This is a genomic window from Streptomyces sp. NPDC111744, from assembly GCF_055634995.1.
Map to the genome: position 1 here is coordinate 65,060 of NZ_JBVKCG010000016.1, position 23,940 is coordinate 88,999.

Consider the following 23,940-nt stretch of genomic DNA (forward strand, 5'->3'; position numbering starts at 1 on the left):
TCCTCCGGTCAGCTCTCCTTGTCGCGGTTGAGGTAGTTGTAGACGGTGAAGCGGCTCACACCGAGTGCGCCCGCCACGGTCTCCACACCGTGCCGTACGGAGAAGGCGCCCCGCGCCTCGAGTATGCGCACGACCTCCTGCTTCGCCTTGCGGTCCAGGTCGGCCAGCGGCTTGCCCTGCTTGCGCTCCATGGCGGCCAGGATGTGGTCGAGGGAGTCGGCGAGCTGCGGCAGCCGTACGGCGACCACGTCGACGCCCTCCCAGGCGAGCACGACATCGTCGGGTCCGGCCTCGTCGGTCGGGAGCATCTCCCCGCCCATGGCGTCGACCAGCGGCTTCACGGCCGTGATGAAGGGCTCGTCCGCGTTTCCGGTCACTTGTCGCCGCCCTCCCCCACCACGTTGACCTGGAGCGAGATCCGGGTGGCCCCGGCCTCCAGGGTCCTGCGCAGCAGCGTGTCCACGGCGGTGAGCACGGCGTCGGCGCCGCCCTCCGCCGTGTTCCCGAACGGCCCGACGTCCACCGCGTCCAGCTGCGCACCCTCGATGACCGCACGGGCGACCAGCGCGTGCGCGGGTGCCTCGTCGAGATCGAACGGCTCGGTGGTGAACTCCACTCTCAATCGCATTGCGCCCCCAGAAAACGCGTCTCTGACCTGCGCTTCGGCCGACCGCTGCACAGCCGCGATACACCCCGTGCCAGTCATGTTCCAATGCGACGGAGCCGCTGCGTCCGCCACGAGGCGACCCTAGCCGACCGGGGCACCCCTCCGCCCGGCACGGGACCAGGCCGCCCACGCAGCGCCATGGCCCGTCTACAACTGATCGAGATCCGGGGCGACGCCGACCCATCCCCCCTCCTTGACGAGGCTTGGCCGGGACCCGTATCGCGATATAGCGTCAGCCATGCGGTCGCGCCGCTGTCCGTGTCGCGCGGGAACCTTCGACAGGACCAGGACGGAAGCATGTCGGGAGAGATCTCGCCCCCCGGGAAGCGCACCGGCCACGGCTCGTCGCCGGAGCTGCGGGCCTCTCATGCGGACCGGCACCGGGTGGTGGAGGTGCTGCGTACCGCGGCGGGTGACGGCCTGGGGGCCGAGCCGATCAGCGTGAGACCGGTCCGGCGCGTCTGCAAGATCCGGTCCCGCGGCCACGCCCGGTTCCGGTCGTTCAGGAAGACCCTCGGTCACGGCGCGGAGATCGCCAGAAGGCACATGGGCGCCGGCGAACGGCAGTTCGCCCGCGGCCACCGACCCGGTGGAGCATCGCAGCTGCCCAGGCCGAACACCCTCAGCGGTCCGCTCGAAGGCGTCGACCACCTCGGACACGGACAGCAACCGCGTCACCTCCTTCTCCGCGCCCAGCCACCAGGTGTCCGTCTCCCACTCCACCCGGCGGTCAGCCGGCTACGGCTCGGTACCCCTCGGGGCGGCCTCCCGGCTCAGCCGTTCTTGCGCAGGAAGCTCCTCAGCCGTCGCTCCGGCCAGGTGTTGATCACGTCGTCCCTGGTGAGCCAGCCGCGCTGGGCGGTGCCGATGCCATAGCGCATGGCGGCCAGGTGGGGGACGGCGTGGGCGTCGCTGTTCACGGCGAACTTCACGCCGTGCCGGCGGGCCCGCAGGATGTCCTCGTCGCGCAGGTCCAGGCGGTCCGGGTGGGCGTTGACCTCCAGGGCCGTACCGGTACGTGCGCAGGCGGCGAAGACCGCGTCGAGGTCGGCGTCGATGCCGGGCCGCTTGCCGATGAGGCGCGTGGTGGGGTGGCCGATGATGTTGACGTACGGGTTCTCGCAGGCCCGCACGAGACGGTGGGTCAGCGCGTCGCGCTCCTGGTTGAAGTGCGAGTGCACGGACGCCACGCACAGGTCGAACCCGGCGAGGAAGTCGTCCGGCCAGTCCACCTCTCCCTCGGGGCCGATGTTCAGCTCGGTGCCGTGCAGCAGCCGCAGCCCGCCGCGCCGGCCCCGGGTGGGGTAGGTGCCGTCGAGTTCGCGCACCCGCGCCCGCTGGGCCAGCATCCGCTCGTCGGTCATGCGCTGCATGGCCAGGTCCGGGGCGTGGTCGGTGATCGCGTAGTAGGCGTAGCCGCGCCGGGCAGCCGCTTCCACCATCTCCTCCAGCGGGGCGAGCCCATCGGTGAGATCGGTGTGGGTGTGCAGGTCACCGCGGAGGTCGGCCTCGGTGACCAGCTCCGGCAGTTCGTCGCGCAACCCCGCCTCGATCTCGCCGCGGTCCTCGCGCAGGGCTGGTGGGATCCAGGGCAGGCCGAGGCGGGCGTACACCTCCTCCTCGGTCTCGGAGACGATCTTCTCGCCGCTCTCGACGTCGAAGAGCCCGTACTCGGAGAGCTTGAGCTTCTGGTGCACGGCCCGTTCGCGGGTGCGGATGTTGTGGGCCTTGGAGCCGGTGAAGTACTGCAGCGCCGCGCCCCAGGAGTCCGGTGGTACGACCCGCAGGTCGACGTTGAGGCCTTTGCTGGTGCGGACGGAGGTCTTGGTCTCGCCCTGCCCGATGACCTCGGTGACGTACGACAGCTCGGTGAACGCACACATGATCGGCGCCGACTTCTTCGCCGCGACGAGGATGTCGATGTCGCCGACCGTCTCGCGGAACCGGCGCAGTGACCCGGCGTAGGTGCAGTTCTCGCAGCCGGTCACCGCGGACAGCGCGCCGACGATGCCCTCCGCCAGGTCCATGGCCACGTCGAGCTGCACCCGGCCCCCGGCCGACTGGAGCAGTTGGATGCCGTGGAGGATGTTCTCCTCGGTCTTCGGCCCGAAGCCCTTGAGATCGCGCAGCCGCTCCTGGTGGATGGCTTCGGCCAGTTCGTCGACCGAGGAGATGCCCAGCTCCTCGTAGACGGCCATCGCCTTCTTCGGGCCGAGGGTGGGGATGGCGGTCAGTCGCCGTACCCCGGCGGGGATCTTCGCCCGCAGCTCCTCCACGGCGGACACGCTGCCCTTGTCGAAGAACTCCAGGACCTTCTGGGCGATCGACTTGCCCACGTTCGGGATCTCCTGGAGACCCTTGAGGTCGAGGGTCGCGACATCGGCGTGGTGACCGCCGACCGCTCGGGCGGCCTTCTCGTAGACCCGCGCCTTGAAGGCGTCCCCGCCGGTGATCGAGATCAGGTCCGCGTACTCCTGGAGCAGCGCGGCGACCTCATCGTTGGACCGTGCCATGCCTTCAGGGTAGGGCGCGGGTTTTGCGCGGGCGCTCTTGACAGCTCTCCCCGGGCACAGGCAGTCTTCCATTAAGCAGAAACTAACTTCCACATTGTGGAATAGAGACAGCGGAAGGGAGCGCCGACCCCGATGGGATTCGCAGAGCAGCGCTTCAACGTCAACCTGTCGATCCTCTTCACGGAACTCCCGCTCCCAAAGCGCCCCGCGGCCGCCGCCGCGGCCGGCTTCGGCGCGGTCGAGCTGTGGTGGCCCTGGGTCGACTCCCCCACCCCCGAGCGGTCCGAACTCGACGCGCTGAAGAAGGCGATCGAGGACGCGGGCGTCCGGCTGACGGGCCTGAACTTCTACGCCGGGCAGCTGCCCGGCCCCGACCGGGGCGCCCTGTCGATCCCGGGCGCGGAGTCCGAGAAGTTCCGCGCCAACATCGACGTGGCGGCCGATTTCGCGCAGTCGCTCGGCTGCACGGCGCTCAACGCGCTCTACGGCAACCGGGTCGAGGGCGTGGACCCGGCCGAGCAGGACGCGCTGGCCCTGGAGAACCTGGTCCTCGCGGCCCGCGCGGCCGACCGGATCGGCGCGGTGCTCCTGATCGAGACCCTCAACCGGCCCGAGTCGCCGCGGTACCCCCTGGTGAGCGCACCGGCCGGCGTCGGCGTCGTCGAAAAGGTCAACGACGCCACCGGACTCGGCAACGCACGCTTCCTCATGGACCTCTACCACCTGTCCATGAACGGCGAGGACCTGCCGTCGGTGATCGACCGGTACGCCTCGAAGACCGGCCACGTGCAGATCGCCGACAACCCGGGCCGCGGTGCTCCGGGCACGGGTTCGCTCCCCCTGGAGGAGCTGCTCGACCAGCTGGGGAAGGCCGGTTACGACGGCTGGGTCGGCCTGGAGTACAAGCCGGGCGACCGCCCGAGTGCCGAGGCCTTCGAGTGGCTCCCGCGCGAAGCGCGCGCCGCCCGCTGAACCCCCGAACTCGCAGAACAGTCTTCACAGAGCAGTTGAGAGAGGCACCCCCATCATGAGCACCCTTCCCCCCTCCTCCCACCCGACCCGCCCGGCGATCGCGTGGATCGGCCTCGGCATCATGGGCTCGCCCATGTCCGAGAACCTGATCAAGGCGGGTTACGAGGTCACCGGCTACACCCTGGAGCAGGAGAAGCTGGACCGTCTGGCCGCCGCCGGAGGCACGGCCGCCCCCTCGATCGCCGAGGCCGTGCGCGACGCCGACGTGGTCATCACGATGGTGCCCGCGTCGCCGCACGTCGAGGCCATCGCCTACGGCCCGGACGGCATCCTGGAGAACGCCAGGCAGGGCTCCCTGCTGATCGACATGTCCTCGATCACCCCGCAGACCTCCGTCGACCTGGCCGCCGCTGCCAGGGACAAGGGCATCCGGGTCCTCGACGCCCCCGTCTCCGGCGGTGAGGCAGGCGCGATCGAGGCCGTACTGTCGATCATGGTCGGCGGCGATCAGGCCGACTTCGACCAGGCCAAGCCGATCTTCGAGGCGCTGGGCAAGACCATCGTGCTGTGCGGTCCGCACGGCTCCGGCCAGACCGTGAAGGCCGCCAACCAGCTGATCGTCGCCGTGAACATCCAGGCGTGCGCGGAGGCCGTGGTCTTCCTGGAGAAGTCCGGCGTGGACCTGACGGCCGCGCTGGACGTGCTGGGCGGCGGCCTGGCCGGTTCGACCGTGCTGGCGCGGAAGAAGGACAACTTCCTGAACCGCGACTTCAAGCCGGGCTTCCGGATCGACCTGCACCACAAGGACATGGGCATCGTGACCGACGCGGCCCGCAATGTCGGCGCGGCCCTGCCGGTCGGTGCCGTGGTGGCCCAGCTGGTCGCCTCCCTGCGCGCGCAGGGCGACGGCGGCCTGGACCACTCCGCGCTGCTGCGCGCGGTCGAGCGACTTTCCGGCGCCCAGGCCTGAGCCGCACCCCATGACTTCCGGGCGGTGCCGGCGCTGACAACTGTCCTGTCGCGCCCAGGCGCCGGCGCCGCCCGGAAACCAATTCAACAAACTGTTGACGCCCCAGCCGACCCGATCCTAGGCTCCACAAAGCGGAAATTAATTTCCGCTGACACCCGCACGGAAGGTCCACGATGTCGAAGCGCGTGCTCACCACCGAGTCCGGCGCCCCGGTCGCCGACAACCAGAACTCCGCCTCCGCCGGCGTCGGCGGCCCGCTCCTCCTCCAGGACCAGCACCTGCTCGAGAAGCTCGCGCGCTTCAACCGCGAGCGGATCCCGGAGCGCGTGGTGCACGCCCGTGGCAGTGGCGCATACGGCTACTTCGAGGTGACCGACGACGTCACCGGCTTCACCCACGCCGACTTCCTGAGCACGGTCGGCAGGCGCACCGAGGTCTTCCTGCGGTTCTCGACGGTCGCCGACTCCCTCGGCGGCGCCGACGCCGTACGCGACCCGCGCGGCTTCGCCGTCAAGTTCTACACCGAAGAGGGAAACTACGACCTCGTCGGGAACAACACCCCGGTGTTCTTCATCAAGGACCCGATCAAGTTCCCCGACTTCATCCACTCGCAGAAGCGCGACCCCTTCACGGGCCGTCAGGAGCCGGACAACGTCTGGGACTTCTGGGCGCACGCCCCCGAGGCCACCCACCAGGTGACCTGGCTGATGGGCGACCGGGGCATCCCGGCGTCGTACCGCCATATGAACGGCTACGGCTCGCACACCTACCGGTGGACGAACGCCGAGGGCGCGGCCTTCTTCGTCAAGTACCACTTCAAGACCAACCAGGGCGTGCGCAGCCTGAGCGCCGAGCAGGCGGCGGAACTCGCGGGCAAGGACCCCAACTCGCACCAGACGGACCTGCTCCAGGCCATCGAGCGGGGCGTCAACCCGTCCTGGACCCTCCACGTCCAGATCATGCCGGCGGCCGAGGCGGCGGACTACCGCTTCAACCCCTTCGACCTCACCAAGGTCTGGCCGCACCGGGACTACCCGCTCCAGCGGGTGGGCCGCCTGGTCCTGGACCGCAACCCGGACAACGTCTTCGCCGAGGTCGAGCAGGCCGCGTTCTCCCCGAACAACTTCGTGCCGGGCATCGGCCCCTCCCCCGACAAGATGCTCCAGGGCCGCCTGTTCGCCTACGCGGACGCGCACCGCTACCGCCTGGGCGTCAACCACACCCTGCTGGCCGTCAACGCCCCGAAGGCGACGACCGCGCAGAACTACGGCCGCGACGGTCTCATGGCCGCCAACCCGCAGGGCCGGTACGCCAAGAACTACGAGCCCAACTCGTACGACGGCCCGGTGGAGTCCGGTCGTCCGCTGTCCGCCCCCTTGGCCGTCACCGGTCACACGGGCACCCACGAGGCCCCGCTGCACACCAAGGACGACGACTTCTACCAGGCGGGCGAGCTGTACCGGCTGATGTCCCAGGAGGAGAAGCGGCGCCTGGTCGCGAACATCGCCGGCGGCCTCTCACAGGTCTCCCGCGACGACGTGATCGAGAAGAACCTGGCCCACTTCCACGCCGCCGACCCCGAGTACGGCAAGCGCGTGGAGGAGGCGGTCCGCGCCCTGCGCGAGGACTGACACAGACGGCCCACGCACAGCCGGACGGCCCGGATGAGGGGTGGCCGCCGGAGGTGCGCGGGCGTGGCAAGGACCGCGGCGGCGTGCGAGCCAGTGCGGTGGTGAAGGAACCGGGCGCCCTTCTCGACCAGAGGGAAGCGCGCCCGGGCTCCGTCGCACCCGCCGCGGTCCCAGCCGTTCAAGGCCCCGTCCGGCGGCGCGAACGACCTGTCGCGCCCAGCCTCGCGCCGTCGGACGGTCACAGCCGAAGAAGCCTCACCGAGCACCGGAGCGCCGGATGCGGGACCGTCCGCATCCGGCGCTCCGGCGTGCGCATCCGGCGCTTCGGCGTGCGGTCGCGCCCCCGCCGCAGCACGCTGAAGGCATGACAGCACACCCACCGACGGAGTTCCCCCACATCGTCGTGCACGCCCCCGCCCTGGACGGCTCCCGGCGGGTCACCGAGGGGGACGTGACCCTGGGGATCGCCTCGCATCTCGACGACGTGGTCGAGATCCTGCGGATGGCCGATCTGGACCGGATCGAGGTCGAGGAGAGCGACCTCATCGAGTGGCAGGGTGGCGGGCCGGACGACTGGCCCGGGCTCGCCGAGCATCCCGAAAGCCCCTGAACCCGGGTGAAGCGGACGGCCAATCCTCAAATGAAGCTCTGAATATCGTTCAGGACGCTTCAACCGCCCCGGCCGGTGGGCATATTCACTCCACACGGAGCCCGTCGGCACGGGGGCGGCGGGCCCCGTGTCACCCACAGCGCGAAGCGGGCGGCCCATCCCTCCGGATGGACCGCCCGCTCTGTCGTGCCCGGGTGGCTACGCCCCGGTCGCCGTACCGCGGCTCAGACCTTCAGGGTCCTGATCGACGTCGGCGCATGGCCGGGCTCGGTCGCGATCTCCTCGAACTCGACGACGTTGCCGATGTCGTTCGTCGTCGACATCGAGATGTTGGTGACCCGCTCCAGGATCGCCTCGACCACCACCGGCACCTGGTGGTCCTGCGCCAGCTTCTTGGCCCGCTCGAAGGCCGCGCCCAGCTCGTTCGGGTCGGTCACCCGGATCGCCTTGCAGCCCAGGCCCTCGGCGACCTTGACGTGGTCGACGCCGTAGACACCCAGCTCGGGCGAGTTGATGTTCTCGAACTCCAGGTTGACCTGGAAGTCGATGTCGAACGCCCGCTGCGCCTGGCGGATCAGGCCCAGGTAGGAGTTGTTGACGAGGACGTGGACGTACGGGATCTTGTGCTGCGCGCCGACCGCCAGCTCCTCCAGCATGAACTGGAAGTCGTAGTCGCCGGAGAGGGCGACCACGGAGGCCTCCGGGTCGGCCTTGGCCACACCCAGCGCGGCCGGGATCGTCCAGCCGAGGGGGCCCGCCTGACCGCAGTTGATCCAGTGCCGCGGCCTGAAGACGTGCAGCATCTGGGCGCCGGCGATCTGCGAGAGACCGATCGTGGAGACGTACCGGGTCTCCGGGCCGAAGGCCTTGTTCATCTCCTCGTAGACGCGCTGCGGCTTGATCGGGATGTCGTCGAAGTGCGTACGGCGCTGGAGGGTCGCCTTCTTCTCCTGCGCGGCCGCCGCCCAGGCGGAGCGGTCGGGGAGCCTGTCCGCCGCCTTCAACTCCCTTGCCACTTGGACGAAGAGCTCCAGTGCGGCCTTGGCGTCGGAGGCGATGCCGTAGTCGGGGGCGAAGATCTTGCCGATCTGGGTCGGCTCGACGTCGACGTGGACGAACTTTCGGCCGGCCGTGTAGACGTCCAGCTTGCCGGTGTGGCGGTTGGCCCAGCGGTTGCCGATGCCGAGGACGAAGTCGGACTCCAGGAAGGTCGCGTTGCCGTAGCGGTGCGAGGTCTGCAGGCCGACCATGCCGGCGTTCAGCTCGTGGTCGTCGGGGAGCACGCCCCAGCCCATGAGGGTGGGGACGACCGGGGTTCCGGTCAACTCCGCGAACTCCACCAGCAGTTCGGCGGCGTCCGCGTTGATCACTCCGCCGCCCGCGACGATCAGCGGCCGCTCGGCGGCGTTCAGCAGACCGATCGCCTTCTCGATCTGGGCGCGGGTCGCGGCCGGCTTGTAGACCGGCAGCGGCTCGTAGGTCTCCGGGTCGAACTCGATCTCGGTGAGCTGGACGTCGATCGGCAGGTCGATCAGGACCGGGCCCGGACGGCCGGAGCGCATCAGGTGGAAGGCCTGCTGGAAGACGCCGGGGACCTGGGCCGCCTCCAGCACCGTGACCGCCATCTTCGTCACCGGCTTGGCGATCGAGGCGATGTCGACGGCCTGGAAGTCCTCCTTGTGGATCACCGCGGTCGGCGCCTGGCCGGTGATGCAGAGGATCGGGATGGAGTCGCCGGTGGCCGAGTACAGCCCGGTGATCATGTCGGTGCCGGCCGGACCGGACGTGCCGATGCAGACGCCGATGTTGCCGGGGTGGGTCCGGGTGTAGCCCTCGGCCATGTGCGAGGCGCCCTCGACATGGCGGGCGAGGGTGTGGTTGATGCCTCCGGAGGCCTTGAGCGCCGCGTAGAACGGGTTGATCGCCGCGCCCGGCACCCCGAACGCGGCGCTGACGCCCTCGCGCTTGAGGATCTCAACTGCCGCACGGGCAGCGGTCATTCGAGCCATCGAGTACTCCTGCTTCGGCTGTCGGATGCCTGCTCCCGTCGCGCCCCGCGGTGAGCACGTCTCCAGATCTGGAATCTTCCACTCACTTCCGCGTGGAATCTTCAAAGACTTCCACATTGCGGAAATTAACTTCTACTATCTGGAATCAGCGTAGGTGGGTGGACGAACGTCGTCAAGAGAGGGACAACCGGGCCCCGGTAGGAGCACCATGGGACGGCTGAACCGACGCGACGCCTGGGGTGGGGCCATGTCCGAGAGCGTGCCGGTGCGCTGTCCGGCCTGTCGGCGCGAGCACGTCTACACCGCGCCCGCGTACCCCTGCGCCTGCGGCGCCCCGGTCACCCCGTCCCTCGACGGCACGGCCGCGCCGACGCCGGTGGCGCACCGCGCCTGGGACGAGGACTGGGTGACGGTGAGCTGCGGCTCCTGCGGCCGCCGGGACCAGTGGCCGCAGCCGGAGCTGGGCTGCCCGTGCGGGGCGGTGCTGCGCGTCCCGGTCGCCGGAACCGACTCCGCGCCCGCGCCGGGTCCCGAACCGCGGCCGCCCTTCCAGCCAGTCACGATCCGTACCGCCCGGGACGTGGTGACCGCCGCCGCGCTCTATCTGCGGTGGCTCGGCTACCGGGACATCCGCCGCGCCGACCAGCGGCCGCCGTCCGGCATCGGCCTGGCCGCACGCGGTCTGGTCGCCCAGGTGGACCCGACCCTGATGCCCGCCTCGCTGCGGGACGTGGAGTGCCTGTGGCTGACGGCGATGACGGAGGACTCCGGCTGCGTCTACTTCTCCCTCGCCGGATACGCCGACGACGCCCGCGACCGTGCCGACGCGCTCGGCATCCCGCTCTTCGTCCTGGACCTCACGGGCACCCCACAGCCGGTCAACGAGCTCGCGGACGACCTGAACGCGTCGGGCGCCGTCTGAGACCGACGGCGCCCGCACGAAGAGGCATCAGCCCCCGTAGGTCTCCCGCAGTTCGATCTTGCGCACCTTCCCCGACACCGTCATCGGGAAGCTCTCCAGGATCTGGATCCGGCTCGGCACCTTGTAGTGGGCCAGCCGGCCCGCGCAGAAGGCGCGCAGCTCCTCCAGGGTGAGCGGTTCGGCCGGGTCGTGCGGGATGACGCAGGCCAGGACCTCCTCGCCGTACCGCTCGTGCGGCACCCCGACCACCTGGACGTCACGGATCTTGGGGTGGGCGTACAGGAACTCCTCGATCTCGCGCGGGTAGACGTTCTCCCCGCCCCGGATGATCATGTCCTTGATCCGGCCGACGATCTCGACGTATCCGTCGTCGCGCATCATCGCCAGATCGCCGGTGTGCATCCAGCGCCCCGGGTCGACGGCCTCCGCCGTCTTCTCCGGCTCGTTCCAGTAGCCGAGCATCACGCTGTAGCCGCGGGTGCACAACTCGCCTGCGGTGCCACGGGGTTGGGTGACCCCGGTGGCCGGGTCGACGACCTTGACCTCCAGGTGCGGGAGCACCCGGCCGACCGTGCCGGTGCGGTGTTCCAGGTCGTCGTCGACGCGGGTCTGGAGGGACACCGGGCTCGTCTCGGTCATGCCGTAGCAGATGGAGACCTCCGCCATGTGCATCTCGGCGACCACCCGTTTCATCACCTCGACCGGGCAGGGCGAGCCCGCCATGATGCCGGTGCGCAGCGTGGAGAGGTCGTACGACGCGAAGCCGGGCAGGTTCAGCTCCGCGATGAACATGGTCGGGACGCCGTACAGCGAGGTGCAGCGCTCCCGCTGGACCGCGTCGAGGGTGGCCTCGGGGTCGAAGGACGGGGCCGGAATCACTATGCAGGCGCCGTGCGAGGTGGCGGCCAGGTTGCCCATCACCATGCCGAAGCAGTGGTAGAAGGGCACCGGGACGCAGATCCGGTCCTGCTCGCTGTAGGAGACCAACTCCCCGACGAAGTACCCGTTGTTGAGGATGTTGTGGTGGGAGAGCGTGGCACCCTTCGGGAAGCCGGTGGTGCCCGAGGTGTACTGGATGTTGATGGGGTCGTCGCAGGACAGGGGCTCGTACGACACCTCGGGGGTGTCACGCCCCAGCAGCGTCTCCCAGCTCGGGTCCCCGAAGTACACGACCTCGCGCAACTCCGCACACCCGCCCCGCACTTCCTCCACCATCGCCCGGTAGTCGCTGCCCTTGTGCCGCAGCGAGGCGAACAGCACGGAGATCCCCGCCTGCTTGAGGACGTAGTCGACCTCGTGGGTGCGGTAGGCCGGGTTGATGTTCACCATGATCGCGCCGATGCGGGCGGTGGCGTACTGCACCAGCACCCACTCGGGGCAGTTGACCGCCCAGACGCCCACCCGGTCGCCCTTGACGACCCCGCTCGCCAGCAGCGCCCGCGCCAACCGGTCCACGTCCACGCCGAATTCGGCGTACGTCCAGCGCCGCCCCGACGGTACGTCGACGAGCGCCTCCCGGTCGGGCCACGCCGCGACGGCCCGGTCCAGGTTGGCGCCGACGGTGTCACCGAGCAGCACGGTCCCGCTCGTGCCGTGTGCGTACGAGGTGCTCACCGGAAGTCCTCCTCGCGGTACTCGTCCGCCGACCCCGCCGCCGTGGCCTCGCGCAGCTCGATCCGGCGGATCTTTCCGGAGACGGTCTTGGGCAGCGCCCCGAACTCCAGCCTGCGGATCCGCTTGTACGGCGCCAGGACCTGACGCGCGTGCTCGAACAGCGTCTTCGCGGTGTCCGGACCCGGCTCCCAGCCCGCCGCAAGGACGATGTACGCCTTGGGCACCGCGAGCCGGAGCTCGTCCGGCGCCGGGACGACGGCCGCCTCGGCCACCGCCTCGTGTTCGAGGAGCGCGCTCTCCAGCTCGAACGGGCTGATCTTGTAGTCGGAGGCCTTGAACACGTCGTCCGCGCGGCCGACGTAGGTGATGTAGCCGTCCTCGTCCCGGGCGCCGATGTCCCCGGTGCGGTAGTAGCCGCCGGCCATGGCCTCCGCCGTACGGTCCGGGTCCCCGTGGTACCCGGTCATCAGGCCCACCGGGTGCGCCGACAGGTCGAGGGCGATCTCGCCCTCCGTCACCCCCGGCGCGCCCGACACCGGGTCGAGCAGCTCGACCCGGTATCCCGGACTGGGGCGGCCCATCGAGCCGGTCTTCAGCGGCTGCCCGGGGCTGTTGGAGACCTGCACGGCCGTCTCCGTCTGCCCGAAGCCGTCCCGGATGGTGACGTTCCAGGCCAGCCGCACCTGCTCGATCACCTCGGGGTTGAGCGGCTCGCCGGCCGCCACGACCTCACGGGGCGGGGTGCGCAGCTGCGTCAGATCTGCCTGGATCAGCATCCGCCACACCGTCGGCGGGGCGCAGAATGAGGTCACCCCGTGCCGGTCCATCTCGGCCATCAGCCGGCCCGCGTCGAAGCGGCCGTAGTTGTGGATGAAGACGGTCGCCTCCGCGCTCCACGGCGCGAACAGGTTCGACCACGCGTGCTTGGCCCAGCCCGGCGAGGAGATGTTCAGGTGCACATCCCCGGGCTTGAGGCCGATCCAGTACATGGTGGACAGATGCCCGATGGGGTACGAGGTGTGGGTGTGCTCGACCAGCTTGGGCCGGGCGGTGGTGCCCGAGGTGAAGTAGAGCATCAGCGGGTCGTCGGCGAGCGTCGGGCCGTCCGGCAGGAACTCGGCGGACGCCGCGTACGCGTCCTCGTACGCCTCCCAGGCCTCGGCCGGCCCGCCCACCGCGATCCGGGTGTACGTCCCGGGCACCTCGGCGAACTTGGCGGCGTCCTCGGCGCGCGCGATCACATGCTTCACCCGGCCCCGGTCGACGCGGTCGCGCAGATCGGCGGGGCCGAGCAGCGGGGTGGCCGGGATGACGACGGCACGCAGCTTCATCGCGGCCAGCGCGGTCTCCCAGAGCTCGGCCTGGTTGCCGAGCATGAGGAGGATGCGGTCCTCCGGCTCGACGCCCCGCGCCCGCAGATGGCCCGCGACCCGGTCGGAACGCTCGGACAGCTCGGCGAAGGACAGCTTCGTCTCGGTGCCGTCCTCCTCGACGATGTGCAGGGCGGTGCGGTCGTTGCCCTCGGCGATGACGTCGAACCAGTCGAGCGCCCAGTTGAAGTGGTCCGGACGCGGCCACACGAAGCCCTCGTAGGCGGTGGCATAGTCCGTCCGGTGTTCCAGCAGGAAGTCCCGTGCCCTGCGGAAGTCCTCCGTCGCACTCGTCATACGCGTCTCCTTCAGTACCGGACCATTGCCGGGCGGCTCTCTGGCATCGTGTAATCCGTGATGCAGGTCTCACTACCCCCGAACGGGGGTGTGGACAGCACGAACCCGGGGGCGAAGGGGCAGGACAGGTGGCAGCAGAGGTCGCGGGGGCGGTGGAGATACGCGGTGCGCTGGCCAGACTCCGGCGCGCCACCGGGCTCCCAATCGCCTTCGGCGGGCTGGTCGACGCCGGCCGGCCACAGGTGCGGATCAGCGAGCTGACCGGCACCCATACGGCCGCCCTGCGCTCGCTCACGGTCACCTCCGGCAACGGCCTGGGCGGCAAGGCGGTCGCGCTGGCCCGCCCGTGCGCGGTCACCGACTACTCCGTCTCCCGGCAGATCAGCCACGAGTACGACATCCCGGTCGCGGCCGAGGGCATCCGCTCGGTACTCGCGGTCCCGGTGGTGGTACGGCGCCGGGTTCGGGGCGTGCTGTACGGCGCGCTGCGCACCGCCCAGCCGCTGGGCGACCGCACGCTGGGCGCGGCGGTGGCGGCGGCACGGGACGTGGAGCAGGCCCTCGTCGTACGGGACGAGGCACGGGGCCTGCTGGCGGCGGCGCGGCCGGAGCCCGCCGCCGTACCGGATCCGGGGGCCGCCTGGGAGCAGGTGCGGCAGGCGCACGCCGCGCTGCGGGCGCTGGCCCCGCGGATCACCGACCCCGAGCTGCGTGCCGAACTGCTCGCCGCCTGCGGGCTGCTGACCGGCCCGGCACCTGAGGCCGAGGGGGCACTGGCGCCCCGGGAGCTGGATGTGCTGGCCTGGGTTGCGGCCGGCGCGACCAACGCGGCGGTGGCCGAGCGGCTCGGGCTGCGGCCCGAGACGGTCAAGGGATATCTGCGCTCGGCGATGCGGAAACTGGGCGCGCACACCCGGGGGGAGGCGGTGTCGGCGGCTCGTCGGACGGGGTTGTTGCCGTAGCGGAGGGAACCCATTCCATTCATGCCTGCGCGCTTTGAATTAGCCGATGCAAGGCCGCTGTTATTTCCCTCACCATGCCGTTCGGCCGGTTTCCCGGCTTCGTTGCCTAGAATTTGGCCCGAACACGACACACGAGGGGAGCGGTGACCGTGCGACGGGACTTCCAGGAGCCTGCCAGATGCCGCCCCGACCTGGTCATCGGCCGGGCAGAGCTGTTCACGGCCGCCCGTGAACAGCTCGCCTCGGGCGGCAGCGTCCTCCTGCACGGGCCCGCCGGAATTGGGAAATCGACCGTCCTGCGGGCATTGGACGCCGAATACGCCGGCACCGCCCGCACGGTGTTGCGCTGCTCGGCCACCGAGTCCGAATCCCATCTTCCCTTCCTCGCACTCGCCGACCTCTTCGGGCTGGTACTCGACGAGGTCGCGCCCCGGCTCCCCGGCGCCCAGCGCACCGCCCTGGAGTCGGCACTCACCGGCCGCGGCGAGTCCACCCTCCAGCGCGACGGCCTCGCCCTGCGCCTCGCGGTCCTTTCAGCGCTGCGCGCACTGGCCGCCGAGGGCCCCGTACTGATCGTCGCCGACGACCTCCAGTGGCTGGATCCGGCCAGCGCCGAACTCCTCGGCTTCGCCGCCCGCCGTCTCGGCGGCACCCCGGTCCAACTGCTCTGCGCGGTCCGCACGGAGGGCCGGGAGTACGACCGTCACCTACGCGCGTCACCCCCGGACACCGTCGCCCTCCGCCTCGGCCCGCTCACCCGCAAGCAGGTCTCCGACCTCCTCGACCACCGCGGCCACGCCGCGCTGACCCGGGCCGCGGTCCGGGAGATACACCGCACCAGCGGCGGCAACCCGCTGTTCGCCCTGGAGCTCGGCCGCGCCCTCGCCGAGAACCCGACCCCGCCCCGGCCCGGCGAGCCGCTGCCGGTGCCGACCTCGCTGCGCGCCCTGGTCCTCACCCGTCTGGACATGCTCTCCGTCGAGGCCCGCCGCACCCTCCTGGTGGCCAGCGCAGGCGCCCGGCCCACCCACGCCCTGCTGCACGCGGCCGGCCGGGGGAACGCCGAGGCCGAGTGCGCCCAGGCGGCCGAACTCGGGCTCCTGGCCACCGAGCCGGAGGCCCCGGCCGTACGCTTCGCCCACCCCCTCATCTCCGCCGCGCTCTACGCGGAGGCACCCGCGCAGGAGCGCAGGGCCGCACACGCGGCCCTGTCGACGGCCGCTTCGGACCCGATCGAACGGGCCCGGCATCTGGCCCTGGCCACCACCGGCACGGACCCGGAGGTGGCCGCCCGGCTCGCCGAGGCCGCCACCCAGGCCCGGGACCGGGGCGCACCCTCGGTGGCCGCACAGCTCGGCCTGCTCGCCGCCCGGCACACCCCCGGTGACAACAGACCCGGCCCGGACGAGCGCCGGCTGCTGGCCGCCGAGGACGCGATCAGCGCCGGCGAGGTCGACCTCGCCCAGGACATCGCCCGTGAGGTGCTCACCCGTGCCACCCGGCCCGCCGACCGGGTGCGCGCCTGGATCCTGGTGATCGACTCCGCCGGGCACACCATGACCGAGGTCGACGCGGCCTTCCCGCACGCCCTCGCCGACGCCGGCGACGACCCTCGGCTGCTCGGCCTGGTCCACTACCAGCTGGCCTGGCGGGCGCTGATCGTGGAGGGCGACTTCACCGAGGCCCGGCGGGCGGCCGCGCACTCCGCCGGTCTCGCGGCGCGCGGCGAGGACCGGCGCACCGAGCTGCTCGCGCTGTCCCTGCAGGCCCAGGTCGAGACCCTGATGGGCCATCCGGCCGCGCCCGCCACCATCAAGCGTGCCCTGAAGGAGCCCCAGGACCCGAACGTGTCGTGCCATCACAACGGGGCCGGCAGCGCCCGGTTCCGCTGGCTGGTGATGGGCGACAAGCTGGCCGAGGCCCGGGCCACGGTCACGGCGCTGCTGCGCGAGGTGCGCCGGCGCGGCCAGGTGGAGAGCGAGGTGCACTTCCTGCGTGGCCTCGCCGAGACCGAGCTGCGCTCCGGGCACTGCGGCCGGGCGCTCGACCTGGCCCGGGAGGGCCTGCACCTCGCCCACGACAGCGGGATCGGCGAGACCGCGTCCGCGATGCTCACCTCGCTGGCCGAGGCCTCCGGCGGTGACGTGGACCGGGGCCTCGCCCTGGCCCGGGAGGCCGTGGAGCACGCCGAGCAGGACGGCGACACCATGTACCTGTCCCGGGCCCTGGGCGCCCTCGGGTACGCCCAGTTGGTGGCCGGCGACCCGGCGGGCACCGTGCGCTCGCTGCGCCGGGTGCGGGAACTGGAGCAGAGCCTCGGCATCACCGACCCGGCGCGCGGCCGCTGGCAGGGCGACCTCGCCGAGGCACTGGTCCGGGTGGGTGAGACGGCCGAGGCACAGGACGTCATCGACGTCACCCGGGCGCATGCGCTCAGGCTCGGCCGGGAAAGTGTTCTCGCCGTGCTCGACCGGGCCGAGGCACTCGTCCGGGCGGCGCACGGAGAACACGAGGCTGCCGTCGCCCAGCTGACCTCAGCTCAGGACCGGTTCGCCAAACTGGGCTACGGCCTGGAGGAGGCCCGGGCCGCGTTCGCTCTGGCCTCGCTGCGCGAGCGGCGCTCCCCCACGGCCTACGACGAGGCCACCCGGCTGTTCAGGCGGTGCCGGGCGCTGCCGTGGCTGCGTCAGGTGGACGAGGCCGTCTCGGCACCGGACCCCAAGCCGCCGGTCGCGGCGCCGGCCGAGCCGGCCGCCCTGGAGGGGCTGGCCGCGATGGAGCGTCAGGTCGCCGCGCTGGTCATGGAGGGCGCCACCAACCGGGAGATCGCCGCCCGCCTGTTCATAAGCGTCAAGACGGTGGAGGCGACGCTCACCCGGGTCTACCGCAAGCTGGGCATCCGATCGCGCGTGGACATAGTCCGTTTGGCGGCGGAGCGACGCGCGAAGTGAGAGTGCTCCCGGTTAACTGAGGCGGACCGAGGGTTTTCCCTCCCCCATCCCCCTAGGGGGTTCCCTCATTGGGAGGGTGGGGTTCCGCGTCCTAGCTTATGGATGTGCCGCTCGCCCGGGCATACGGGGGTCGGTCCCGCGACCCCCGTGCACCCCCCACACCCGCGCGACCCCCCACCGGCAACCCCCACTGAGGAGACTCATGTTCGGGCTCAACCGCGCTAGAAAGACCGCCGCCGTCCTGGCGGCGACCGCTGCCGCCGCGGCGACCGCGCTGATCGCGTCCCCCACCGCGTCAGCCGCCCCCCAGCCGATCGTCGGCGGCACGACGACCACGACCACCGCGTACCCGTTCATGATGCAGATCACGGACGCGTCCGGCAGCCAGTTCTGCGGCGGCACCCTGGTGTCGGCCACCAAGGTGGTGACCGCCGCCCACTGTATGGAGGGCGAGTCCGCCAGCGGCGTCCGCGTGGTCGGCGGTCGCACGAACCTCAACGGCACCAACGGCACGGTCAGCAAGGTCAGCAAGATCTGGATCAACCCGGACTACACGGACGCCACCAACGGCGACGACGTGTCGGTCCTGACCCTCTCGACCGCGATGTCGTACACCCCGGCGTCGTACGTCAGCTCCTCTCAGACCAGCCTGTACGCGGCCGGCACCACGGCCCGCATCCTCGGCTGGGGCACCACCTCGGAGAACGGCAGCTCCTCCAACCAGCTGCGGACCGCGACCGTCCCGATCGTGTCCGACTCCAGCTGCAAGAGCTCCTACGGTTCGGACTTCGTCCAGACCGACATGGTTTGCGCCGGATACACCTCCGGCGGCGTAGACACCTGCCAGGGCGACAGCGGCGGTCCCCTGCTCATCGGGGGCGTCCTGGCAGGGATCACTTCCTGGGGAGAGGGGTGCGCGGAGGCCGGTTACCCGGGTGTCTACACCCGGCTGACCACCTTCTCGAACCTGGTGACCGCACAGGTCAACTCGTAACCAGAAGGTCTCCTGAGTTTCCCTCAGGTGAGTGACCGGGGGGCGTTGCGGGCTACCACGAGCAGCCCGCAGCGCCCCCTATCCATGTCCCGGTCCGGCTCTACTTGTCGGCGGTGAGTCTGCCCGCCGCGCCCCAGCTGTCCGCCGGGACCTCGTGGCTCCACACCTGCACGCTCTCGGCGGGGATCTTGTAGGCGTCGACGAAGGCGTCGGTGACCCGCTTTACGAGGTCCCGCTTGAGTTCGATGCCGCGGGGGCCCTGCTGGATGGCGACGACCGGCATCGGTGAACTCCTCCGGGTGTGCTTCCTGTTCGGTGGTCCACTCCATCGCAGGGCGCGTCCGTGACCAAGAGGCAGATCCAGACCGCGGCGATCAGCGTTCGTGATCGTCGCAGGCCGGCAGCAGGGCGTCCAGGTGCGGGGGGTGCGGGGGCGGGGTGACGGCGGACACGGCGAGGCCGGTCGCCAGGGCCACGCCGGGCGCCCGGAACGGTACGTCACCCTCGGGGTGTGCAGCACGCGCGCGTGGGACGCGTACACGACCGTCCGCAGCAGGCCGGTGCCGATGCCGGCGAGGGTGTCCTGGAGGGAGCCGGCCGACGGTCCGGGCAGCGGCTCGAAGCCGGCGTCCCGGCAGGCTTCAGATGCTGCTGCTCGGCCTGGTCCCGGTCTCCATCGCCCTGGTCACGGACATCCTGTGGGGCCTGACGGCGTCGGCGGCCCGCACCTGGTTCGCAGGTTCCGACCGCCGCCTGTCGCTCATCGGTGGCGCGGGCGTCACGATGATCGGGCTGGGTGTGACGGTGGCCGTGACCGGCCGGGCGGACTGAGAGGTCACTGACCTACGACGGTTCCGAACCGGATGTCGTACGACGTCCCGGGGAACAGGGTGGCCAGCATCCGCTCGCCCTCTGCCAGGACGGCGGCCCGCCGGTCCCGGCTCAGCCTCCCGAAGGGCTCGATGACCAGGACGTCGTCCACCGGCTTCCACACACCCGCCAGGAAGCCGTCGACGAGCAGCGTGCGGTGGGGCTGGTTGCCCTGCCAGAGGCGGCCCCGGTGCTCGGGCGGGACGACACGGGTGCGGTCGGCATGGGAGAGGAGGAGGTTGTCGTACTCGGGGAGGAAGCGGGGCGGGGCGGGGGCCTCGGGGTCGGGGCGGGGTGCGTCGGGCAGGTCGAAGAGTTCGACGCCGTTGTCGTCCCGGAAGGTGAGGAGGCGGGACCGGAGCCGTTCGAAGACCGTGCGCAGCCGGGTCAGCCCGGCCCAGGTCTGCATGTCCTTGACGGAGGCCGGGCCGAAGGCGGCGAGATAGCGCAGCACGGTGTGGTCCGGCGCGGGGGCCGGTACGGCCGGGCGGCCCAGCCAGTGCTCGGCGGTGGTGAGGGCGACCTGCCCGGACCGTTCCCACAGGCCGCGCGGGGGGACCTGGACGAGGGGCAGGGTGCAGCGGGCGGCGACGGCCAGGGACTGCGCGTCGGCGTCGGGCCACTCGGCGAGGAGGGTTTGGCGCAGTTCGGCCAGGGTGCGCGGCTCGGCCTCGACCAGGTCGCGGACGAGTGCGGCGAGCCGGCCGAGGTCGACGCCGGCCAGGCCCTTGCGGAAGGCGGTCAGCTCCCGGTCCCGGGCGGGCTGGACGAGCGGGCGCAGGGTCCGGGCGTCCTCGGCGGTGTGGGTGTGGATGGTCGACCGCAGGGTGACGATACGGACGACCTCCCGATCGGCCATCAGCCGCGAGAGCTGCTCGGGCGCGAAACCGTCGAGGCGGGCGGCGAGGGCGTAGTACGGCGGCTTCACGTTCTGCGCCTGGAGGCCGACGAGATGCGCCACGGCGTCCTTCACCGACCGGGGTGAGCGGCGCAGCAGCAGCTGACGGTCGAGGGTGGCGCGGTTGAGGGCGCGGGGGCCGAGGATCGGGCCGGGTGACGTGTTCGCCATATCGCGCACGCTAACGTCCGTCGCGGACAGATCCTGTCCGCATCTCTCACCGAATCCCGTCCTTGATTCCCTCCGCCGTGCCCGTATGCCCCGTATATCCTGCTCCGAGACCCACTGATCATGCCCGACCACTACGATCACACAGATCACGCCGATGCAGGCTCCACCGAGAGGCGGCCGCGATGTCCGAGCGACGCCCCAGCCCGGTCTCGAAGAACACCGGGAACGGCAGGAACGGCCGGAGCACCAGAAGGTCCGTCTGGCGCCGCGCCCTGCCGCCGGAGCGGGACACGGCCGAACTGCCGCAGCCGGAGTCCGCGTCGGCCGCGGAGCCGGGCGAGTCGCCGAGCGTCGTCGAGGCGGCGCTGTACCGCGACGGAGTGCGCGTCTCGACGCCCGCGACCCTCGCGGAGACGTACCGCGAACTGCGCGACCAGCCCTCGGGCATGGCGTGGATCGGCCTTGCCCGCCCCACCTCCGACGAACTCCTCTCCCTGGCCGCCGAGTTCGACCTGCACCCGCTCGCTGTCGAGGACGCGATGGAGGCACACCAGCGCCCGAAACTGGAGCGGTACGGCGACACGCTCTTCGTGGTCCTGCGCGCCGCCCGCTATCTGGACGCGCCGGAGGAGGTCGACTTCGCCGAACTGCACGTCTTCGTGGGCCCGGACTTCGTGATCACGGTCCGGCATGGCGCGGCACCGGACCTCTCGGCGGTCCGCCGCCGTATGGAGGACAGCCCCGACCTGCTGAAACTCGGCCCGGAGGCAGTCCTCTACGCCATACTCGACGCGGTGGTCGACGGCTACGCCCCGGTCGTCGAGGGCGTCCAGAACGACATCGACGAGATCGAGACGGAGGTCTTCCGCGGCGACCCGGAAGTCTCCCGCCGTATCTACGAACTCTCCCGCGAGATGGTCGAGTTCCAGCGCGCCACCCGCCCCCTGGTCGGCATGCTGCACAGCCTGATCGCCGGCTTCGCCAAGTACGAGACGGACGAGGAACTCCAGCGCTACCTCCGCGACGTCGCCGACCATGTCACCCACATCAGCGAACGCGTGGACGGCTTCCGCCAGGCCCTCACAGAGATCCTCACGGTCAACGCGACCCTGGTCACCCAGCAACAGAACGCGGAGATGCGGGCGTTGGCGGAGGCGGGCTTCGAACAGAACGAGGAGATCAAGAAGATCTCGAGCTGGGCAGCGATTCTGTTTGCTCCGACGCTCGTCGGGACTATTTACGGCATGAACTTCAGGGAGATGCCCGAGCTGCACTGGGGGTTCGGATACCCCTTCGCGATCGGCTTGATGGGGGTTGTATGTGCCAGTTTGTACGTGATTTTCAAGCGGCGGGACTGGCTCTAGGGTTGAGCACTCACTCACGCGGAGCTTCCGCTGTGTGCTCTCGCACCTCCCCACAATTTGGGCCGCGACGGGCTCCGGGCAGCCCCTGGGGAGAATCGAATGGCGCTCTCTCTCCTTCAGCCCGGCACAACGAACCCGCCTGACTCCCCTCTTCGCCGGTGTCAGCAGGGCGGCGAGGCGCCAGGGCACGGGGAGCGAGGTGCACAAGATGCCGGCGCTCGCGCCGAGGCGGCCGCGGACCTCATCGGCCCCTAAAACGAGTCCCTGACCGTGCTCGCGCCCAGCGGGCCGAGCTCCTCCGCGACGACCTCGTCCAGGAAGACCTGCTCCGGATCATGGCCATGCGCTTCAGCGTGCAATGGACCATGAATCCCGAAAGCGACGGCTGACATCGTCACCTCTCCCTGTTCCCCGAAGGGCTTTCGCCGGCAGCCGCGTGTTCGGGGAGGTTGACGACGATCGGGTCGACGCCGTAGCGGACTACGGCCCAGACCGTCTCGAACTCCGGGAAGGCGTTGATCTCCTGGTGGACGACGTGGGCCGCGATGAAGACGAAATCGCCGGGGCCTGCTTCAACGACGTTCTCCAGCTTGTCGCCCCGGCGGTAGCGGGCGGTGCCGCTGTCTGGTCTCCACGGCCAGGACGGCGATGCCCATGGCGCTGTCGGAAGAACCGGACGGAGTGGCGCCCCTGGAACGTGGTCCACGAGGAAGCCGTGGAGCGTCACAAGATCCCGGACAGAGCCGATTTACCGGGTCTTCAAAGTTGAGCGGTGCGGAGGTGTCCGCGGGCTCGGCGGGTGGTGACGCAACGTGTCCGCAGCCGCTGGTTGTCAGCGTTGCGGAAGCCGAACGCGCTGCGGGCGACGATCTTGATCACGCGGTTGATCCCTTCGCTCTTGGCGTTGCTGTGTCCGGTGTCGATGAACGAGACGACCTCGGGCCATCAGCGGTCGACGGCGGTGGCGAGCCGGCGGACTTCAGGGATGTCGCAGTCCGCGCACCAGATGAGGAACTTCCAGCGGGGGTAGCCGACTTGGTGGCGGTCGGCTCCGGTGCGGGCCAGGGCGAGGAGGGTGCGCCGGTTCTCCTTGGCCATCCAGGCCGTCAGCAGCGTCTGCCCGATCTTCCCCTCGCCCAGGAGCGTGTTCCACATCGTGGCGAACTGGTCGTCGGTGAGGTCCTCGCGGCCCAGCAGAAGCCGCCGTCTGGCCTTCCACCCCGGGTCGCTCGCCCGTCCGCGCCGGCCGCGGGTCTCGGCGGTGGTGCGGCGCCTGACCATGGACAGCATCTTGGCCGGACCACGTGGAAGTGGTCGACCACGACAGTGGCGTGCGGCAGGCCGATACGGATCGCGGCACAGCAGGTGGCCGACATGTCGATGGCGACGTAGCCGATGCCCCTTCTCCAGTCCAGGTCGGTGGTGGCGAGCCAGACCAGGACGTCGGCGACGGTGCGGCCCTCGACCTGTCCGAGCAGCCCGCCGTGACCGAGGGCGTCGACGAAGCCGGTATGCCACCGGCCCCGGGTCAGGCGCCACTTGCCGGTATCCATCCCGCTCCCAGCGGGGCCGTCCGCGCCGGGTCTCGTCGATGCCCAGGACTGCGACCTGCGGCAGAGGTACCTCGGCGACGTCGCGGGCCTGCGTGCGGAAGGCTTCCATCACGGTCAGCCAGGACAGATGCAGATCCCGCGCAGCCTGGATGACCGTGGAACCGGCATCCCGTATGCGGCGCCCGCCCGACCCCGCAGCCGGGCGGTCAGCCGGGCACCGGCCGGGATCTGCCGGATCTGCGGGATCTGCTCGGTGGCGCCGTAGATCGTGGTCGCGACGGCGACCGCCCGACCGGGCGCGGGGTCGGCGGCCACGGCCCCGACGGCACCGGTCACCGCCGTGGCGCCGGCCGCCTTGACGGTCGGCGTCTCCGTGGTCGCCGCACCGGAAACCGATGCTCCGGAAGCCGACGCCGCGGAGTCCGGAGCATCGGACTTCGAATCCCCGATCGGCACGGAGGCGTGGGGAAGCCGGTCCAGCGGATCACCATCCGGCAACCCTCCCGGGGAGAATCCGGGGAGTACGAGCCGCCGTGCGGAGCGCGTGGGGAGAATGGGCTGAGTAACGCGGCACGATCCTGAAAGAGCCTGAAAGAGTTATC

General features: G+C 70.8%; 20 protein-coding genes and 3 pseudogenes. 10 read left to right on the plus strand and 13 right to left on the minus strand.

Annotation, left to right across the window (positions count from 1 at the left end):
- Nucleotides 1–8: 8 nt before the first annotated feature.
- The 3 genes from ACZ7OO_RS30160 to polX form a co-directional block, all read right to left on the minus strand.
- On the minus strand, nucleotides 9–377 hold the full coding sequence (locus ACZ7OO_RS30160) for a helix-turn-helix domain-containing protein (protein ID WP_471509494.1): 369 nt from the start codon (nucleotides 375–377) through the stop codon (nucleotides 9–11).
- Nucleotides 374–628: a YkoF family thiamine-binding protein gene (locus tag ACZ7OO_RS30165; RefSeq protein ID WP_471509496.1), complete on the minus strand. Its 255-nt coding sequence runs from the start codon at nucleotides 626–628 to the stop codon at nucleotides 374–376. Before ACZ7OO_RS30165 ends, ACZ7OO_RS30160 begins: the two co-directional genes overlap by 4 nt.
- An 812-nt stretch (nucleotides 629–1,440) precedes the next feature.
- On the minus strand, nucleotides 1,441–3,180 hold the full coding sequence (gene polX, locus ACZ7OO_RS30170) for a DNA polymerase/3'-5' exonuclease PolX (protein WP_471509498.1): 1,740 nt from the start codon (nucleotides 3,178–3,180) through the stop codon (nucleotides 1,441–1,443).
- Nucleotides 3,181–3,312: 132 nt separating this feature from the next.
- On the opposite strand from polX, the gene ACZ7OO_RS30175 reads away from it, so the two are divergent.
- The 4 genes from ACZ7OO_RS30175 (at nucleotide 3,313) to ACZ7OO_RS30190 (ending at nucleotide 7,363) form a co-directional block, all read left to right on the plus strand.
- Nucleotides 3,313–4,152, plus strand: a complete 840-nt coding sequence (locus ACZ7OO_RS30175; RefSeq protein WP_471509500.1) for a TIM barrel protein — start codon at nucleotides 3,313–3,315, stop codon at nucleotides 4,150–4,152.
- A gap of 55 nt (nucleotides 4,153–4,207) precedes the next feature.
- Nucleotides 4,208–5,122: a 2-hydroxy-3-oxopropionate reductase gene (locus ACZ7OO_RS30180; protein WP_471509502.1), complete on the plus strand. Its 915-nt coding sequence runs from the start codon at nucleotides 4,208–4,210 to the stop codon at nucleotides 5,120–5,122.
- A gap of 173 nt (nucleotides 5,123–5,295) precedes the next feature.
- On the plus strand, nucleotides 5,296–6,753 hold the full coding sequence (locus ACZ7OO_RS30185; protein ID WP_471509504.1) for a catalase: 1,458 nt from the start codon (nucleotides 5,296–5,298) through the stop codon (nucleotides 6,751–6,753).
- 364 nt (nucleotides 6,754–7,117) lie between these two features.
- Nucleotides 7,118–7,363 (plus strand): hypothetical protein, encoded by a 246-nt coding sequence (locus ACZ7OO_RS30190; RefSeq protein WP_352226146.1) that lies wholly within the window; start codon nucleotides 7,118–7,120, stop codon nucleotides 7,361–7,363.
- Between the two features lie 224 nt (nucleotides 7,364–7,587).
- Here the strand turns inward: ACZ7OO_RS30190 and gcl are convergent, their stop codons facing one another.
- Nucleotides 7,588–9,372, minus strand: a complete 1,785-nt coding sequence (gene gcl / locus ACZ7OO_RS30195; RefSeq protein ID WP_471509506.1) for a glyoxylate carboligase — start codon at nucleotides 9,370–9,372, stop codon at nucleotides 7,588–7,590.
- A gap of 247 nt (nucleotides 9,373–9,619) precedes the next feature.
- Here gcl and ACZ7OO_RS30200 point away from each other — a divergent pair, with 247 nt between their 5' ends.
- Complete coding sequence (locus tag ACZ7OO_RS30200; protein WP_471509508.1) at nucleotides 9,620–10,294, plus strand: hypothetical protein; 675 nt, start codon at nucleotides 9,620–9,622, stop codon at nucleotides 10,292–10,294.
- 27 nt (nucleotides 10,295–10,321) lie between these two features.
- Here ACZ7OO_RS30200 and ACZ7OO_RS30205 read toward each other — a convergent pair whose 3' ends face one another.
- On the minus strand, nucleotides 10,322–11,908 hold the full coding sequence (locus ACZ7OO_RS30205; RefSeq protein ID WP_471509510.1) for an AMP-binding protein: 1,587 nt from the start codon (nucleotides 11,906–11,908) through the stop codon (nucleotides 10,322–10,324).
- Complete coding sequence (locus tag ACZ7OO_RS30210) at nucleotides 11,905–13,575, minus strand: AMP-binding protein (protein WP_471509512.1); 1,671 nt, start codon at nucleotides 13,573–13,575, stop codon at nucleotides 11,905–11,907. The genes ACZ7OO_RS30205 and ACZ7OO_RS30210 overlap by 4 nt, the downstream gene beginning before the upstream one ends.
- Before the next feature lie 128 nt (nucleotides 13,576–13,703).
- Between ACZ7OO_RS30210 and ACZ7OO_RS30215 the strand changes: the two genes are divergently transcribed.
- The 3 genes from ACZ7OO_RS30215 (at nucleotide 13,704) to ACZ7OO_RS30225 (ending at nucleotide 18,482) form a co-directional block, all read left to right on the plus strand.
- Complete coding sequence (locus tag ACZ7OO_RS30215) at nucleotides 13,704–14,537, plus strand: helix-turn-helix transcriptional regulator (RefSeq protein WP_471509514.1); 834 nt, start codon at nucleotides 13,704–13,706, stop codon at nucleotides 14,535–14,537.
- A gap of 143 nt (nucleotides 14,538–14,680) precedes the next feature.
- On the plus strand, nucleotides 14,681–17,488 hold the full coding sequence (locus ACZ7OO_RS30220) for a helix-turn-helix transcriptional regulator (RefSeq protein WP_471509516.1): 2,808 nt from the start codon (nucleotides 14,681–14,683) through the stop codon (nucleotides 17,486–17,488).
- A 202-nt stretch (nucleotides 17,489–17,690) separates the two neighbouring features.
- A complete protein-coding gene (locus tag ACZ7OO_RS30225) occupies nucleotides 17,691–18,482 on the plus strand; it encodes a S1 family peptidase (RefSeq protein ID WP_471509518.1) in 792 nt (263 codons plus the stop codon).
- Between the two features lie 100 nt (nucleotides 18,483–18,582).
- Here ACZ7OO_RS30225 and ACZ7OO_RS30230 read toward each other — a convergent pair whose 3' ends face one another.
- Nucleotides 18,583–18,765: a tautomerase family protein gene (locus tag ACZ7OO_RS30230; protein WP_471509520.1), complete on the minus strand. Its 183-nt coding sequence runs from the start codon at nucleotides 18,763–18,765 to the stop codon at nucleotides 18,583–18,585.
- Nucleotides 18,766–19,121: 356 nt separating this feature from the next.
- Between ACZ7OO_RS30230 and ACZ7OO_RS30235 the strand changes: the two are divergent.
- Nucleotides 19,122–19,313 (plus strand): annotated as a pseudogene (locus ACZ7OO_RS30235) (LysE family translocator); the annotation flags it as partial.
- Nucleotides 19,314–19,317: 4 nt separating this feature from the next.
- Here the strand turns inward: ACZ7OO_RS30235 and ACZ7OO_RS30240 are convergent.
- On the minus strand, nucleotides 19,318–20,421 hold the full coding sequence (locus ACZ7OO_RS30240; RefSeq protein ID WP_471509522.1) for a winged helix DNA-binding domain-containing protein: 1,104 nt from the start codon (nucleotides 20,419–20,421) through the stop codon (nucleotides 19,318–19,320).
- A gap of 182 nt (nucleotides 20,422–20,603) precedes the next feature.
- Here ACZ7OO_RS30240 and ACZ7OO_RS30245 point away from each other — a divergent pair, with 182 nt between their 5' ends.
- Nucleotides 20,604–21,785, plus strand: coding sequence for a magnesium and cobalt transport protein CorA (locus ACZ7OO_RS30245; RefSeq protein ID WP_471509524.1), 1,182 nt, complete (start codon nucleotides 20,604–20,606; stop codon nucleotides 21,783–21,785).
- Between the two features lie 394 nt (nucleotides 21,786–22,179).
- On the opposite strand, the gene ACZ7OO_RS30250 is transcribed toward ACZ7OO_RS30245, so the two are convergent.
- The 5 genes and pseudogenes from ACZ7OO_RS30250 to ACZ7OO_RS30270 all read right to left on the minus strand — a co-directional run bounded on the left by ACZ7OO_RS30250 (nucleotide 22,180) and on the right by ACZ7OO_RS30270 (nucleotide 23,794).
- A complete protein-coding gene (locus ACZ7OO_RS30250) occupies nucleotides 22,180–22,491 on the minus strand; it encodes a cupin domain-containing protein (RefSeq protein ID WP_471509526.1) in 312 nt (103 codons plus the stop codon).
- Between the two features lie 53 nt (nucleotides 22,492–22,544).
- Nucleotides 22,545–22,715 (minus strand): annotated as a pseudogene (locus ACZ7OO_RS30255) (transposase); the annotation flags it as partial.
- A gap of 15 nt (nucleotides 22,716–22,730) precedes the next feature.
- A complete protein-coding gene (locus ACZ7OO_RS30260) occupies nucleotides 22,731–23,066 on the minus strand; it encodes a transposase (protein ID WP_471509779.1) in 336 nt (111 codons plus the stop codon).
- Between the two features lie 26 nt (nucleotides 23,067–23,092).
- Nucleotides 23,093–23,338 (minus strand): annotated as a pseudogene (locus tag ACZ7OO_RS30265) (transposase); the annotation flags it as partial.
- A 114-nt stretch (nucleotides 23,339–23,452) separates the two neighbouring features.
- Nucleotides 23,453–23,794, minus strand: coding sequence for a hypothetical protein (locus tag ACZ7OO_RS30270; RefSeq protein ID WP_471509527.1), 342 nt, complete (start codon nucleotides 23,792–23,794; stop codon nucleotides 23,453–23,455).
- Between the last annotated feature and the right edge of the window lie 146 nt (nucleotides 23,795–23,940).